13 protein-coding genes are annotated in these 15,536 nt (G+C 66.1%); 2 read left to right on the top strand and 11 right to left on the bottom strand.

All coding sequences use genetic code 11. From position 1 onward, the window contains the following. Positions 1 to 62: 62 nt before the first annotated feature. A complete protein-coding gene (locus AC07VX_RS12865; RefSeq protein ID WP_493165113.1) occupies positions 63 to 209 on the bottom strand; it encodes a hypothetical protein in 147 nt (48 codons plus the stop codon). A 230-nt stretch (positions 210 to 439) separates the two neighbouring features. On the opposite strand from AC07VX_RS12865, the gene arsD reads away from it, so the two are divergent. Both arsD and arsA read left to right on the top strand, forming a co-directional pair. After that, positions 440 to 799: an arsenite efflux transporter metallochaperone ArsD gene (gene arsD / locus AC07VX_RS12860; RefSeq protein ID WP_493183903.1), complete on the top strand. Its 360-nt coding sequence runs from the start codon at positions 440 to 442 to the stop codon at positions 797 to 799. A gap of 13 nt (positions 800 to 812) precedes the next feature. Continuing rightward, positions 813 to 2,573 (top strand): arsenical pump-driving ATPase, encoded by a 1,761-nt coding sequence (gene arsA / locus AC07VX_RS12855; RefSeq protein WP_493165111.1) that lies wholly within the window; start codon positions 813 to 815, stop codon positions 2,571 to 2,573. 68 nt (positions 2,574 to 2,641) lie between these two features. Here the strand turns inward: arsA and AC07VX_RS12850 are convergent, their stop codons facing one another. From AC07VX_RS12850 to AC07VX_RS12805, 10 genes are all read right to left on the bottom strand, one after another. Further along, positions 2,642 to 3,034 carry an IS66 family transposase gene (locus AC07VX_RS12850; protein WP_493165110.1) on the bottom strand — a complete coding sequence of 131 codons (393 nt, stop codon included), beginning with the start codon at positions 3,032 to 3,034 and terminating at the stop codon, positions 2,642 to 2,644. A gap of 72 nt (positions 3,035 to 3,106) precedes the next feature. Beyond that, entirely contained in the window at positions 3,107 to 3,922 is an 816-nt protein-coding gene (locus AC07VX_RS12845; RefSeq protein WP_493165109.1) for an SOS response-associated peptidase, read from the bottom strand. Between the two features lie 372 nt (positions 3,923 to 4,294). Then, the gene (locus AC07VX_RS12840) at positions 4,295 to 5,326 is read right to left on the bottom strand and encodes an isocitrate/isopropylmalate dehydrogenase family protein (protein WP_493165477.1); all 1,032 of its coding nucleotides are present in this window, start codon (positions 5,324 to 5,326) and stop codon (positions 4,295 to 4,297) included. 17 nt (positions 5,327 to 5,343) lie between these two features. After that, positions 5,344 to 6,123 carry a hypothetical protein gene (locus AC07VX_RS12835; RefSeq protein WP_493165108.1) on the bottom strand — a complete coding sequence of 260 codons (780 nt, stop codon included), beginning with the start codon at positions 6,121 to 6,123 and terminating at the stop codon, positions 5,344 to 5,346. A gap of 323 nt (positions 6,124 to 6,446) precedes the next feature. Then, the gene (locus AC07VX_RS12830; RefSeq protein ID WP_493165107.1) at positions 6,447 to 9,533 is read right to left on the bottom strand and encodes an efflux RND transporter permease subunit; all 3,087 of its coding nucleotides are present in this window, start codon (positions 9,531 to 9,533) and stop codon (positions 6,447 to 6,449) included. Next, positions 9,530 to 10,699: an efflux RND transporter periplasmic adaptor subunit gene (locus tag AC07VX_RS12825; RefSeq protein ID WP_493165106.1), complete on the bottom strand. Its 1,170-nt coding sequence runs from the start codon at positions 10,697 to 10,699 to the stop codon at positions 9,530 to 9,532. Before AC07VX_RS12825 ends, AC07VX_RS12830 begins: the two co-directional genes overlap by 4 nt. A gap of 238 nt (positions 10,700 to 10,937) precedes the next feature. Then, the gene (locus tag AC07VX_RS12820) at positions 10,938 to 12,158 is read right to left on the bottom strand and encodes a PstS family phosphate ABC transporter substrate-binding protein (protein ID WP_493165105.1); all 1,221 of its coding nucleotides are present in this window, start codon (positions 12,156 to 12,158) and stop codon (positions 10,938 to 10,940) included. 19 nt (positions 12,159 to 12,177) lie between these two features. Further along, positions 12,178 to 13,377: a PstS family phosphate ABC transporter substrate-binding protein gene (locus AC07VX_RS12815; RefSeq protein ID WP_493165104.1), complete on the bottom strand. Its 1,200-nt coding sequence runs from the start codon at positions 13,375 to 13,377 to the stop codon at positions 12,178 to 12,180. A 33-nt stretch (positions 13,378 to 13,410) separates the two neighbouring features. Further along, positions 13,411 to 14,406, bottom strand: a complete 996-nt coding sequence (locus AC07VX_RS12810) for a PstS family phosphate ABC transporter substrate-binding protein (protein WP_493165103.1) — start codon at positions 14,404 to 14,406, stop codon at positions 13,411 to 13,413. Then, entirely contained in the window at positions 14,403 to 15,530 is a 1,128-nt protein-coding gene (locus AC07VX_RS12805) for a PstS family phosphate ABC transporter substrate-binding protein (RefSeq protein ID WP_493165102.1), read from the bottom strand. The genes AC07VX_RS12810 and AC07VX_RS12805 overlap by 4 nt, the downstream gene beginning before the upstream one ends. Positions 15,531 to 15,536 lie beyond the last annotated feature (6 nt).

Raw genomic sequence — 15,536 nt, 5'->3', positions numbered from 1 at the left:
GCCATCGGCGATGACGGCGCGCGCCGAGTTGCCCGTTCAGATGACGAGGCCGCTGAAGATGTTCATCGGCAGGCACTGGCCACGGTGCTGTCTGCGGTGGTGCAGGTGACGCCTGGGCAGCAGTTCTCGGCGGGATAGGCCAGCAGTTCGTTCATGTGATCGAACACCGCCCGGCAGACCATCTGGCGGCTGATGCCTTGCTGGCCCACCTGGCCTCCATGGCTCAATTCCTACAGGTGGCAGGAGGGGGTTTCCACCGGCAGCTCCAGGGTCTGGGCCAAGGCGCCGAAGGAACGGAGGGCGACTTTCTCGTTCATGCTTGCATGCTTCTATAAACTTGGAAATGTTGATGCAAAACAAGTCCACCGCACACACCAAATACCAGACTTGCAACGTTCGGATGACAGTTCCCACGCATCGCCCAAGCAAGGAGTACCCCATGTCCGCGATTCAGATCTTTGATCCCGCCTTGTGCTGCAGCAGCGGCGTCTGCAGTCAGGACGTTGACGCACATCTGTTGCAGGCAGCGGCCGACATCGACTGGGCCAAGGGCCTGGGTGCGCAGATCGAGCGCTTCAACCTGGCGCAGCAGCCGCTGGTCTTCGCCCAGAACGAGACGGTGCGCGACCTCCTGGAACGCTCCGGGCAGGATGCCTTGCCCATCACCGTTCTGGATGGCCGGGTGGTGCTGGCGGGCCGCTATCCCAGCCGGCAGCAGTTGAGCCAGTGGGCAGGCATCGATGCTCCCAACGTGGCTGCGGGCACTTCCAGTTGCTGCAGCGGCGGCAAGTGCTGCTGATTCGCGTGACGCCATGAAGTTCATCGACGGGCTGCCACGCTTCTCCTTCTTCACCGGCAAGGGCGGCGTGGGCAAGACCTCGCTGGCCTGTGCCACGGCCGTCAGGCTGGCGGATGCAGGCAAGCGCGTGCTGCTGGTCAGCACCGATCCAGCCTCCAACGTGGGCCAGGTCTTCGGCATCCACATCGGCAACGATGTCACGGCGGTTCCCACCGTACAAAACCTGTGGGCGCTCGAGATTGACCCGCAGGCTGCGGCTCAGGGCTACCGCGACCGCATCGTCGGCCCGGTTCGCGGCGTACTGCCGTCCGATGTCGTGAAGGGCATCGAGGAGCAGCTCTCCGGTGCCTGCACCACCGAGATTGCCGCCTTCGACGAGTTCACGGGTCTGCTGACCGACGAAGCACTGGTGGCGCGTTTCGAGCATGTCATCTTCGACACCGCTCCCACCGGCCACACGATCCGGCTGCTGCAGCTGCCGGGCGCCTGGAACAGTTTCCTTGAGGCCGGCAAGGGTGATGCTTCCTGCCTGGGGCCGCTGGCCGGCCTGGAGAAGCAGCGCACCCAGTACAAGGCTGCTGTTGACGCCCTGGCTGACCCCGAGCGCACCCGCCTGGTCCTGGTGGCCCGGGCGCAGGCGTCCACCTTGAAGGAAGTAGCGCGCACGCACGACGAGCTTGCGCGCATCGGGCTGACGCGCCAGCACCTGGTCGTCAACGGCGTCATGCCGGAGACTGAGGCTGCACACGATCCGCTGGCGGCAGCAGTGGTCAGGCGCGAGCAGGCCGCGCTCGCGGCCATGCCCGAGGTCCTGCGCGAGCTGCCCACGGACCAGGTGCCGCTGAAGGCCTTTGACCTGGTCGGCCTGGAGGCGCTGCGCCGGTTCTTCGAGCCCTCGCCGCCGTTCCCACACACCGCATCCGGAGGGGCGCAACCCCTTCAAGCGCCGAGCTTGGCCCAGTTGATTGACGGTCTCGCTGAGCCGGGGCACGGACTCATCATGGTGATGGGCAAGGGCGGCGTGGGCAAGACCACACTGGCTGCAGCCATCGCGGTCGAGCTGGCGCTGCGCGGTCTGCCGGTGCATCTGACGACGTCGGACCCGGCCGCACATCTGACCGACACGCTGGCAGGCCAGATGGAGCACCTGAGCGTCAGTCGGATCGACCCGCAGATCGAGACACAGCGCTACCGCGACCAGGTGCTGGCCAGCAAAGGGAAGAACCTCGACGCACAGGGCCGCGCACTGCTGGAAGAGGACTTGCGCTCACCCTGCACCGAAGAGATAGCGGTCTTCCAGGCGTTCTCGCGCGTCATCCGTGAGGCCGGCCGCAAGTTCGTGGTCATGGACACGGCGCCGACCGGCCACACCCTGCTGCTGCTCGATGCCACCGGCGCATACCACCGGGAGATTGCCAGGCAGATGTCCGCCTCGGGCGTGCACTTCACGACACCCATGATGCAGCTGCAAGATTCGAACCGGACCAAGGTGCTGATCACCACACTGGCCGAGAACACGCCGGTCCAGGAGGCGGCGGTGCTGCAAGGCGACCTTCGCCGCGCGGGCATCGAACCCTGGGCCTGGGTCATCAACAACAGTGTGGCGGCCACAGGCGTGAGTTCGCCACTGCTGCGCGCACGGGCGGCCAAGGAGTTGACGTTCATCGACGCAGTTGCGAAGCAGCATGCACACCGGTACGCACTGGTGCCGCTGCTAGCCGAAGAACCCGTTGGAATCAGCAGGTTGCGGGAGTTGGCAGGTAGATCAGCCTGAGTGTTCGGCTGCATGCAAGCGGCCGCCCGCCCAACACACCTTGACGACCACGGCTGGCGAGGATGGCGTCAGGCTGTGGGTGACCAGCGATGCGGCAGCAGCTCGTCGATCCGGCTGGCCGGGTGAGTAGGCAAGCGATCCACCAAGTCATGTAGGCAGGCGTACGGGTCACGCCCATTGATGCGAGCCGAGTGCAGCAGGCTCACGACGGCGGCAGCGCATTTACCCGCGCGCAGTCTGCCGGCGAGTAGCCAATTCGATCTACCGACCGCGATCGGGCGGATCTGGCTCTCGACCCAGTTGTTCGAGATCGGCACGTCGCCGTCGCTCACGGAGTGCGTCAGCTCTTTCAGCCCTTCAAGCTGTAGCCGATCGCCTTGATCGGTCGCGGAGCCGGGTGGCGCCAACTGTCGTTGCGCCAGCAGCCATTGGTAGAACACCGCCAGAACCCGTCGTGACACTGCGCTGCCGGATCCGTCGGCGCTCGTCGCTGGTGTCCACGCTGTTCACGTCGAGTTGCATGTCGACTCCAGTCAGAAGAGATCGCCCGTCGTCGGGCCGGGCAGTTCGGGCGGCTTGGGCGGCAGGGCCCGCGGCGTGCGGGTCGCACGCTTGCGTGGCTGTTCTACCGCCAGGGCATGCCACTCGGGCGCGAACATGTCGGGCACAGCCGCCCAGCTCTTGGGCTCGCGCGGCGCCGGGGCCGACGGCTCCCGCGGGCCGGCCTGCAATTGCTCCGCCGGATAGCGCACCAGCAAACGCTCGGCGTCCTTGAGCGAGCCGTAGAGCCACAGCTCCTGCGCGCTGACCGGCAGGATGACCGGCATGGGCTTCTCATGGTCGGGCGCATTCATGCGCGCGAAGACCTCATGCCCATCGGCGTTGACGGTCAGCATGCTGAACGACAGCAGCTTCTCGCCCGCCGGGCTGGTCCATTCGTTCCACAGGCCCGCCAGGCCCATGGGCTCCTCGTCAGCCCGCTGGATATTCCACATCTGCGGCCGGCCAGATTCAAAGTTCCATTCCGAGATCAGCTTCACCGGGATCACGCAGCGCCGACCTGCCCACCAGCTTTCCCGGAAAGCCGGCTTGGACTTCATCGTCTCGGTGCGGCAGTTGTAGGTGTGCTTTCCAAAGCCGACGTCGGTCGCAAAGCGCGGCAGCAGGCCCAGCAGACCGAACCTGGCATCGCCCAGCACATCCGGCAACTTCACCTCGGCGGACACAATGAATGGCGCCATGACGCCCGCACTGCAGCAAGGTGCCGGGTCCGCCCCCTCAGGTAGGGTGACGCCGAAGCTGGCCAGCAACCGATCGTTGTCCGTGATGGGTTCGTAGTTCGAGCACATGGTTCAGGGGCGGATCAGTACCCCTGGCGCGCCGGAGATGCGGCTCGTGGCAGTTGTCACGCCCCTCAGCTCGACGGCTCGACAAGGTCGATGACGCAATAATACTGTATGTATTAACAGTATTTGCTTGTGGCCTCTGCCAGCCCTCCGGTTGTGCCACTACCCGCCCACGCTAATGCGGCGCCATGGCGGGGCGACGAACTTCGTCCGCCACCAGTCGCCACGCACTTGAGCGGCTAACGCTTATGCGACATCAATGCCACGGGCCTTCCCTGCCCTGCTGAACCAGGCGAGATGGGTATCGATGACCTGGGTTGTCGTTGGTACTCGGCGCCAGCAGCAACTTCTCGGTTCAACCGCCTAAGAACAAAGTTAGGGGCTGCCGATACGCCGAATAAGCGCCTTCGTGAAGACTTGCGTCGTCGCGCTCCCGCACAAGTCGGGCGTCCGGATCCGATCGACGTTCAAGGTCTCGTCGATAGCGCAACGAAGACGCCTCGCCTTGTCGTGCAGATCGACATGCTCCAGCATCATGGCCGCGCCAAGGAGCAGCGCCGTCGGGTTGGCGACACCCATGCCAGCGATGTCAGGCGCCGATCCGTGGACGGCTTCGAAGATTGCCGCCTCCGCACCGATGTTGGCGCCCGGCGCCATGCCGAGTCCGCCCACCAGGCCTGCAGCCAGGTCCGAAAGGATGTCGCCAAAGAGATTGGTGGTCACCAGCACATCGAACTGGTGCGGGTTCAACACCAGCTTCATGGCGCAGGCGTCGACGATCACCGATTCAAACTCGATCTGCCCGCGGTACTTCTCTTCCCAAAGCTGCGTCGCCGTCTCCAGGAACAGCCCCGTCAACGCTTTCAGGATGTTGGCCTTGTGGACGACGGTGACCTTCTTGCGGCCGGCGGCGATCGCGAGCCGGAATGCATAGTCCAGCACGCGCAGACTGCCAGCACGCGTGTTGACGCCCGTGCCGATGGCTGCCCCGTGGGGGTCCGCGCCGATGGCAATGTAGTGCTCGTGGCCGATGTACAGCCCCTCGAGGTTTTCTCGGACGACAATGAGATCAATGTCTTCGAACCGGCCGCCGGAAACGATGGTTCGCGCCGGCCGCACGTTGGCAAAGAGACCGAACTCCTCGCGCAGGCGGACGTTGGAAGACCGGTAGCCGCCACCGGACGGCGTCTCCAGAGGCCCCTTGAGGGCCAGGCGGGTTCGTCGGATGCTGTCCAGCGCCTGCCCAGGCAGCGGATCGCCATGCTCGCGAACGCCTGCGAGCCCTGCCGAACAGCGCTCCCAGGCAAAGGGTGCGCCCAGGGCCTCGAGCACGGTGGTCGTGGCATCGACGATTTCAGGACCTATCCCGTCTCCCGGGATGAGCGTGGCGGGTATTCGAATCGACATGGGGATCTCGATCGCCATCAGTGCGTGAACTGCAGGCCCAGGTAAACCAGGGCCTGGCGCCGCTCGTCCGATCGCGTACCTCGCTCCGTGCCGGCCGCGAAAAGCAGCGACAGGGAGTCGTCTAGCTTGCGATGGAAGCCCAGATTGAACAGGGTCTCGTGCTGCGAATCGCCCTGTGCCCGGCGAACCTCGAACATGCATTCGTTGCCGTCACCACAGGCGTGCGAGGCGACCGCGCCGGCGATCCATTGCCCCTTCTGCCCCTGGACGAAGTTCTTGCCGACCTCGCCGACCAGGCCCACGCCGGCGATCTCCCCCGCCACCTCGAGCGGCAGGAAGAACTCGTGTCCCTGCGATGCCGTTCCACGCCGGATCGAACCGTGAGTGAGCGCGTGGCTGTATTGGGGATACATCGACGCCGACACCCCCGAATCCTCGTCGTCGTAGAAGCGCCACTTCACGCCGACATCCGCGTCGCCGAGTCCACTGCGAGTCGGCGAGCCTGCTGGCGAAAGCCGGACCCAGGGTACGTCGAGCTTGAGCTGAATCCGCTCACCCAGCCCGTAGTTGATATCCAGGTCCGGCATCGCCAGCTCGCGCTGACCCGAGCTTCGGCTGGCCACCAGTGCAGCGTTGATCTCCCACTTTCCGTCCCCGGGTGTCTCCGGGTCGTCGGTGACCATCGGCGGGCCTCCTGCGGCGACAGCGGCAAGCGCATTCCAGCCGATCGCGACGGCGACCAGGCTGCGGCGAAACAGATGCTCGGGGATGGCGAAGCGGCGAAAAGTGAAGCTCATTGGCGTAGGCTGACGTTGCGTGAAGGCGCTGAAGCGCGGAGCGAAGGACCGGCATCGGTTGGCGTCATCGCCTGCACTGCCGTTGCGGCCCTTCGTTGCGGACGATTCTTCTTGCCGCACCTGTACGCTGCATGACCCCAACCTGTACCTCCGATTAAGGAGGCGCCACATCGTGAGGTCGAGCCGAGCACTGCCGGCAAGCGCCCATGCCTTCGACACATGGACCTGTGACGCGGGTGGGGCACCGTGCAAGACCGCATGGGGAGGTACGGACGGCCACGCCCTCAAGCCCTTCGATCTGGACGGCTCGGACCAGCGGCAGCTCAGGTTGTCGGCGTCGCGGCACCGGCGCACTGGTCGACACCGACGCCGCGGCCGATCCTCAGGCTATCGAACCACACATAGAGCACCGGCGTCAGGAGCAGGGTGACGAACTGCGAAAACAACAGCCCCCCGACGATGGACACCCCGAGGGGCTGACGCAACTCGGCACCCGCGCCAAGCCCCAGCGCGATCGGAAGCGCGCCCATCAATGCGCAAAGCGTGGTCATCATGATGGGTCGATAGCGCAATCGGCATGCCTCGCGGATGGCCCCCTCGGCATCGCGCCCCTTCTCGCGACGCAGTTCGACGGCCACGTCGATCATCATGATGGCGTTCTTCTTCACGATGCCCACGAGCAGCAGGATCCCGATCATGGCGATGAAGGTCAGCTCGAGTCCGCACACCTTGAGGGCCAGCAGCGCGCCCACGGCAGCGGAGGGAATGCCCATCAGGATGGTGAGCGGATGAATCCAGCTCTCGTAGAGCATGCCAAGAATCACGTAGATCAGAGCTACCGCAACGACGATTAGCCAGACCTGCGTCGACTGGGATTGGCTGAACAGAGCCGCCTCGCCGCTGAATGAGCCATAGATGGTGGCGGGCAGCTGGATCGCCTGCTCGGCGCGCCGGATTTCCTCGGCCGCGTCCGAGAGCGACTTTCCGTCTGCCAGGTCGAAGGAGAGCGTCACCGACGGCAGCTGGGACTGATGATTGACCGCGGTCACGCCGCGCCCCCGGCTGACCGTTGCAAAGGCTCCGATCGGAACCACCGCACCGGATGGGGTGCGCACCTCCAGGGCGAGCAGGCTGGTTTCGTCCTGCCTGCCGTTCTGGGCCGTCTCGAGGATGACCTGGTAGCTGTCCTCGGGTGCATAGACCGTTGACACCTGGCGACCGCCAAAGGCGTCGTAGAGCGTGCTGCGCAGCGTGGCCATCTCGACGCCCAGCTGTGCGGCCTTGTCACGGTCGACAGACAGACGCGCGTCCAAGCCCCCCATCCGAACGTCGCTGCTGACGCCAGTCAGCACGCGCGACTTCCGCAGCTCCGCAACGAGACGCTCGGCCCAGGATTCGATCGAAGCAGAGCCCACAGCCTGCAGCGTGTACTGGAAGGCACTCGGCGAAGACCTGCCGCCCACCTTGAGGTTCTGCACCGGGCTGAGGAAGACGCGCACGCCCGGAACGATGGACACCTTGGATCGCAAGCTCGACAGCACCTGATCCATGGGCGGTCTCGAACCCCGCTCGACCAAGTCGAGCACCAACTGGGTCGTGTCGTGATCCACCTTGCTGGCGACGGCGGCAACGCTGGCATCCGATTGAAGCGCTTTCTCCAGCATCCGCACCACGGCCAGGCGACCGACGAAGGACATGTCCTCCGGCGCCTTCACGGTCACGACGATCTGCCCGAGGTCCTCGCGCGGGAAGAACCCCTTGGGAGCACTGGCATACAGCGCCACGGTGGCGATCAAGGTCAGCAGGCCCACGAACAGCGTCGACTTTCGCCGGCGCAGCACGACCTCAAGCATGGACAGATACCAGCTCAATGTCCGCTCGTAGAGCGCCTCGAAGCCTCGCGCCCAGCGCGGCTCGGGTCGCGACCGATGGATGAAGCGGCTGACCAGCGGCACCAGCATGGGAATCAGCGTCAGGGACACCGCGGCCGACACCAGGATCGCCAGCGTGACGACCTGGGCGAACTCATGGAACAGCCGGCCCATGGTGCCCGGCATGAAGAAGATCGGCACGAAGACCGCGACCAGCGTGAGCGAGATGGACATCACGGTGAATCCGACCTCGGTGGCACCCGCCACGGCGGCGTCGGCAGCGTCGGCGCCGGCCTCGATGCGGCGCATGATGGCCTCCAGCACCACGATGGCGTCGTCGACGACCAGGCCGACGGCAATCGTCAGCCCCATCAACGAGATATTGTCCAGGCTGAGCCCCAGGGCCGCCATCAGCCCGAAGGTGCCGACCAGCGACAGCGGCACGCTCACGGCAGGGATCAGGGTCGCGCTCAGCTTCTTTAGGAAGAGCAGCATCACCAGGATGACGAGACCTATCGTCAGCAACATGGTCAAGTTCACGTCCCGGATCGATTCACGCACCGAGATCGATCGGTCGCTGCGGGTCTGTATCGCGATCGACGCGGGCAAGGTCGCCTTCAGTTTCGGGATCAGCGACCGGATCGAGTCGACAACCGCGACGGTGTTGGCGTCGGACTGCCTCTGGACGAACAGGATGATCGACGGCACCCCGTTGATCGAGCTCATGTTCTGCGTGTTCTCGATGCTGTCGACCACCTCGGCCACATCCGACAGCCTCACGACGCGGCCCTGCCTTCGCGCCACGACCGTCTTTTCGAAGTCGGCGGCCTTGAGGAGCTTGCCGGTGACCTGCACCGCGAGCGTCTGACGATCGTTGTCGAGCTGACCGACCGGCGAATTGGAGTTCGCGCTTTTCAAGGTCGTCGCGAGTTCGTCCAGCGTCAGGTTGATGGCCGCCAGCTTCTCCGCATGGGCTCGAATGCGGACCGCGTAGCGCTTCTGTCCCCCGACAAATACCTGGGCCACGCCCGGGATGGACGCGATGGCCGGCACGACGATGTTGTCGCTGTAGGTATTCAGCGTCGCCAGCGGCATGGACGGCGAGCTCATGCCGATCAGGATGATGGGCGCATCGGCAGGATTGAGCTTCTTGTACGACGGCGGGGCGGGAAGCTCGGGCGGCAGGGACCGCGTCGACCGGTACAGCGCGGCCTGGACGTCCGCAGCGGCGGAATCGATGTCGCGACTCGAATCGAACTCGAGAATGATGCGGGTCTCGCCCTGGACGCTCGACGAGGTCGTCAGCGCCAGACCCGGGATCGCCGAGAACTGCTTCTCCAGCGGCGTCGCCACCGAGCTCGCCATGTTCTCCGGGCTGGCGCCGGGCAGCTTGACGCTCACCTCGATGGTGGGCGTGTCGTACCTCGGCAGCGCCGAGATGGGCAGCCGGGCCCAGCAGAACAGGCCGGCCACGAGAACGCTGAGCCAGAACAGCAGCGTGGCGATCGGCCGCCGAAGACACAGGGCCGAGAGGCTCATTGGGGAGACTGTTGCATCGCGAGGGGCTGGGGTTGACTCTTGGCAATCTTTGCGATTCCACCGGGTCGCAAATTGGCCTGTCCCTCCACCACCACGGTCTCGCCGCTGTTCAGTCCAGTCACGATGGCACGCTGATCCTGCAGCCGCACCATGGCCACGGCGCGTTCCTGCGCCACGTCATGCTCATCCAGTACATAGACGAACCTGCCGTTCGGCCCTTCCAGAACAGCCTGCGGCGGCACGGTCACAACTGTTGCCGTGGTCGCCATGGCGAGCTCCAGCTTGACGAAACCACCCGGCCACAACCGCCTCGAAGCGTTCGGAAATTCGGCCTTGAGCGTGATCGTTCCGCTGTCGGTATTCACGATGTTGTTGACGAATGACAGCCGCCCCTGGAGACGCTGGCCGTCCTCGTCTTGAATCTCGATGCGGGTCGAGGATTTCTCCCGGCTCGCCAGCACGCCCGCCAGATAGGACTCAGGGATGGTGAACTCCACGCCAATCGGGTCGAGCTGAACGATGTTGACGAGCGGCGCACCCGCGCCAGCCTGCGCAATGCTGCCCGCATGCACGGCAATGGCGCCCGAGTAGCCCGAGATGGGGGCGGTGATCAGGGCCCGATCCAGCATCGCGCGGGTCTGCTTCACCTCGGCCGACGCGGCCTTCTGCTGTGCCTGGAGGACCTCGAGCCGGCTGGCGCTCGTGTCGACCGCACTGGAGGAATAGAACTTGGCTTTCGCCAACTGCTCCGTTCTCGCCAGCCCGCGCTCGGCGTCATCGACCTGCGCCTCGATTTCGGCGTACTTGGCTTCGGCCTTGGCAAGCTGCCCTTCCAGGTCGACAGCATCGATGGTGAAGAGAGGCTGCCCAGCACGCAGCTGATCGCCCTCCTTGAAGTGCACCTTGAGGATCGTGCCCGTCATCAAAGGCCGCACATCGACTTGGCTGAGCGCCACGACATGGCCCTGCGTCACGACCTTGACAGGCAGGGCTGCGCGGCTGACCCGTTCAACCGACACCACGGCGGGTGCAGGGCCCGCTGACTTGCCCTTCAGCGCAGCGTCGAAGAGTTCGACCTGGAAATTGCCGATCAAGAAGACGGCCGTCAGCGCTGCCAACGCAAAGGTCCCCGCGGCAATTTCGACTCTGCTCACACTGATAGCCATTTGTTCTTCACGCTACTCGAGACCGTCCGTCGTCTCGTGCCGTTGCCTCGACAGCTCCCCTCAAAGAACGTCAGGGATTGAGCCGCTCGCTGTGGCCACCGGACATGCGACGTTCTCGTTCCAACAATCCAGCGGCGGCATCGAACCAAAACGATGTCCGCGACAGATTTTTTGGCTTGCGCCTGTAGCCAGCCTGTCTCGGCGATGAAGATTCGTTCAGGATGCGCGGGTGGCTGAATCAGCCGCCGTCCGCAGCAGCCGCACGCCCGCCTGCCTCCAGCTTGGCGCGCTGCTCGGCTGCGAACTCGGCCGTCATCGGCAGGTATTTGCCGTCGCGCTGCACGGCCTCCTGGCCCTCCTTGCTGAGCACGAAGCGCAGGAACTCCTGGGTCAGCGGGTTCATGGCCTGGCCGGGGCGCTGGTAGGTGTAGAGGTAGACCTCACGCGTCAGCGGATAGGAGCGGTCCTGTACCGTGCGCAGCGTGGGCATGACCCAGGGGCCTGCGTCGGTCTTGGCCAGCGGCACTGTCTTGGTCTGCGGCCCCATGTACTTGAGGCTGGTGTAGGTGATGCCGTATTTGTCGTTCGACAAGGCCTGGATGAGCTGGTCACCGGCGCTGATCAGCGACTTGCCGTCCGGCGCCGCGGCGTTGCTGAACTCGCGCAGCGTCTCGTTCCACTTGTAGCCGCCGCCGAACACCTTCTCGGCGAAGTCGCGCGGGAAATGGTAATTGAGGTTGTAGGCGTAGACGTGGATGGGCTTGTCCGCCCATTCCCCGGTCAGGCCCAACTGGCCCCAGGTGCGCAGGTTCTTCTCCGGGCCGCGCGCCTGGCCGGCGTCCCAGCGGTTGCCCATCCAGCCGCCATCGCGCTGGGCGCCGAAGATGCCGTCCAGCTGCGCCAGCGTCAGCCGGCTCAGCGGGTTGTCCTTGTGCAGCACGGGCACCAGCGCCCAGGTCCAACCGGGGATGTCCAGCGAACCGGTGGCCATGGCGATCTCCACGGGCTGGCTCTCCAGCACGCGCTGGAAGGCCTGGGTCTCCTCCCAGGTGGCCTTGCGCCCCATGGCCGCCACGTCGGCCCGGTCCATGTACAGCGAGGCCATGCCGATGAAGGTGCTCTTGAGCGCGTTCTCGAACTTCACCTCGGGGTGGAACTTGCGGAAGCCCTCCTCAAGGTATTTGGCAAGGTTGCTGTCCGCCAGATAGTTCGAACCCCAGAGCCGCAGCGTGCCGCTCAGGGCCCGCTCCGTGCGATAGGCCGGCAGGGCCGAGAGATCGAAATCCGGCGCGTAGTGAACCTTGTTGACCTTGGCGGCCAGCCAGGCGGCGCGGGCGCGTTGCATCTCCAGGGGGTCCTGCGACCCGGGCGCGTCGGCTGCGAGCGCGGGGAGCATGCTGCTGGCCAGGCAGGCCAGAACGACGAACTGCAGCGGGGACGGGCGGCGGAATGACGGCATGGTGGGGCTCCTCGGGGTCTCAGTCGAGCTTGCGCAGTTCGGCGGCGGCGGCCTCGGGCGTCAGTGGCAGGTATTTGCCATCCGCCTGCACGGCGGCCTGGCCCTCCCGGCTCAGCACATAGCGCAGGAACTCCTTGACCTTGGGGTCGATGGGCTGGCCCTTCTCGCGCTTGAGGTAGTAGTACACGTCGCGCAGCAGCGGATAGCGGCGCGCCTGGACGTTGTCCAGCGTCAGTTCGACGAAGGGCGACCCCGCCTTGGCGGCAAGGGACAGCGGCTTGGTCTGTGCCGTCTTGAACGGCATGCCGGTGTAGGCGATGCCGTAGGGGTCGTTCGACAGGTCGCGCATCATCAACTCGCCGGCGCCCGTCAGCGAGCCGTCGGCCTTCTGGCCGGCCATGTTGGAGTACATGCGCAGGCCCTCGTTCCACTTGCCGGAGCCCCTCAGCACCTTCTTGTCGATCTCGTCGGTGAAGTGGTACTTGAAGTTGTAGCCGTAGACGTGGATGGGCTTGTCTGCCCACTCGCCGGTGAGGCCCAGTTGACCCCAGGTGCGCAGGTTCTTCTCGGGGCCGCGTGCGAAGTCGGGATGCCATTCCAGGCCATCCCAGCCACCGGAGCGCTCGGCGCCGAAGATGCCGTCCAGCTGTTCCAGAGTCAGCTTCGACAGGGGGTTGTCCTTGTGCACGAACACCCCGAGGGCAAAGGTCCAGCCTCGCACGTCGTAGGAGCCGGTGGCCATCACGATCTCGACGATCTCGACGGAAGAACTGCCCTCGCTGCCGCCCGCAGCGCCCTCGCGCTCGAAGCCTTTGAGTTCGTCCCACAACGCCTGCCGACCCATGGGTGCAAGGTCGGCGACGCCGGCGATCAGGCCCGGGAAGGCCACAGCCGAGCTCGACAGGTTGTCCTCGAAGCGCAGCTGGGGATGGTGGGCCTGGAACTCGCGCTCCCAGACCTTCACCAGCGGGCTGTCCTGGATGTAGTTGTTGCCCCATTGGCGGATGACCCCCGCCACCTTCTGCCGCGGCTGGTAGCTCGGCAGGCCCGACAGGTCGAAGCTCTTGTCGTAGTAGCGTTTCTGCGCGCGCGTCTTGGTGCCGATGGCGCGGGCCTTGGATAGCGCCGCGGCATCGCGGGTGTCCGCCGGCTCGGCGGCGTGCAGGGTCAGGCAGAACAGCGCGGCGACGACGCCGGCGAAAGAGGCAATGGGTCTCATGGCGTGCGGGGGTGTGAAGAGCCGGCGGCCGAGTCAGGCCAGCTCGGCAAGTTGGGCCAGCCGTCGCTCCGCTGGTGCGGGCAGATAGCCAGGAAGTTGCAGCAGCTGCCCCTGCCCCGCCTCGCTGAGCGCAAAGCGCAAAAAGGCATGGACATGGGGCGCGATGGGCTGCCCCGGCGGGCGGTCGACGAGGGCGCAGGTGCGTCGGGCGAGGGGATAGCGCTGCGCGCTGACACTGTCGCGCGTGGGCTCGACGAAGGCGGCGCCGTCGGCAGCGGCCAGCGCCAGCGGCCTGCTCCACGGCTGCAGATCGCGCAGATGGGCCAGCGCAAGGCCGCCCGGCGTTTCGCGCAGGGCCGCCATGCACTGGGCGCTCGCACTCCAGGTCGAGCCGTCAGCGCGCCGCTGATCCCTGAAGTCGCGCACCCGCTGCCAGTCCAGGCGGTAGCTGCCGCGCATCACGCGATGGACGAAGAAGCGGCCGGTGCCGCTGTCCAGGTCCGGCAGGAAGACGCGCACCGCCAGTGAGGCCCAGCGGCCGCTCGCCCCCAGGTCGCCCCAGCGCAGCGCGCCGCCGTGTCGCGCGCTGCAGCCCGCCGCCTGGGCGAGCTGGGCAAGGCTGAGGCCCTGCAGGGGATGGTCGCGATGCACGAGGGCCGCCAGCGCCGGGGAATGGTCGACCACGTCCAGACTGCCGCTCATCAGCTCGAAGCGGGTGAAGCGATAGCCCTTGGGCCGCAGGAATCCGTTCTCGTCGGTGATGCCGGGCTCGCGCCCCAGCAGAGCGATATCGGCCAGGCCGGCGTACAGGCCCGGCACCGCGGTGTCAGAGCCCATCAGGCGCGGCTCGATGCGGATCTCCGGATGCTCGGCGCGAAAGCCCTCGCTCCAGCGCTGCACGATGCCGGACATGGCCGCAGGCCCCCAGATCCGCAGCACGGGCGCGGTGCCAGCGGGCTCAGTGCCCGCGATAGCTCGGGGCGTTCCCCAGGTGGGCAGCAGCAGAGGCAGACAGTTGCGACGCTTCATACGATCTTGCGCCGCTGTTCGGCCAGCAGTTCGGGCGACAGCGGCAGGTAGCGGCCGTCTCGGTTAACGGCCTCCTGGCCTTCGCGGCTCAGCAGGTAGCTGAGGAAGGCCTTGACCTTGGGTTCGATGGGCATGCCGGGCGGCCTGTCGATGACGGCAGGAATGGTTCGGGCCAGGGGGTAGCGCTGATCGATGAGCGACGCCTTGCTGGCGTGCACATAGGCCTCGCCAGGCCGGCGTGCCAACGCCAGCGGCTTGACCTCGGGCACGGCATAGCGGATGTTGGAGACGGCCAGACCGAATCGATCCTGCGCGAGCGCGTCGAGGATCTGCGCGCCGTGGTCGTAGATCGAACCATCTGGCAGCTGGCGATGCACATACTCGTGCAGGGCACAGTTCCAGCGGTGGCTGCCGCCCAGCAGGTACTCCTGCATGAAGGCGCCGAAGCTGTCGTCCATGGCCCAGCCGTACAGGGAGATGGGACGATCGGCCCAGGCACCCTTCAGGCCCAGTTGCCCCCAGCGGCGGATGTCCTCGGGCCAGCCGCGTCGGCGTTCGGTGCCGAACAGCGCGTCCAGTTCCGCCAGCGAGATGCGGGTCAGCGGGTTGTCACGGTGCACGAAGAACTGCTGCGCGTAGTCGAAGTTGCGCACGTCCAGGCTGCCGGTCGCGATCTCAATGCCCAGCGGTGGGTAATGCCGCACGCGCTCGAAGGCCAGCACGGCCTCGGGCAGGATTTCCTCGCCCAGGATGGCCACGTCACCGATGCCGGTGAACAGCGCTGGCACGCCCGAGGAGGTGCCGTGCATCTGGTAATCGAAGCGGATGCCGGGGTGGAACTGCTGGAAGCCCTGCTCCCACAGCGCCACCAGATGGCGCATCCAGGGCAGCTTGGCATTGCCATGCCCCCACAGCCGGATCACGCCGCCGACCGCCGCCTCGGGGCGGTAGGCGGGCAGCGTCGCCACCAGCCGGGCCTCTTCGCTGTCCGCCGCGGCCGGCCGCGGCGGGATCGACTCCAGCGTCGGCGGGGGCGTGAGCCTGGCGGCGGGCGGGACCGCCGCCAGGACGCGGGCTGAAAGGCCGGCGAGCGCCACGGCCCAGGCTGCATGACGCCGCTTCATTGCCGG

This window comes from Roseateles sp. GW821-FHT03B02 (assembly GCF_059421025.1).
The sequence above is the reverse complement of the archived record's forward strand: the minus strand, read 5'-3'. Positions and strand labels throughout refer to the sequence as shown.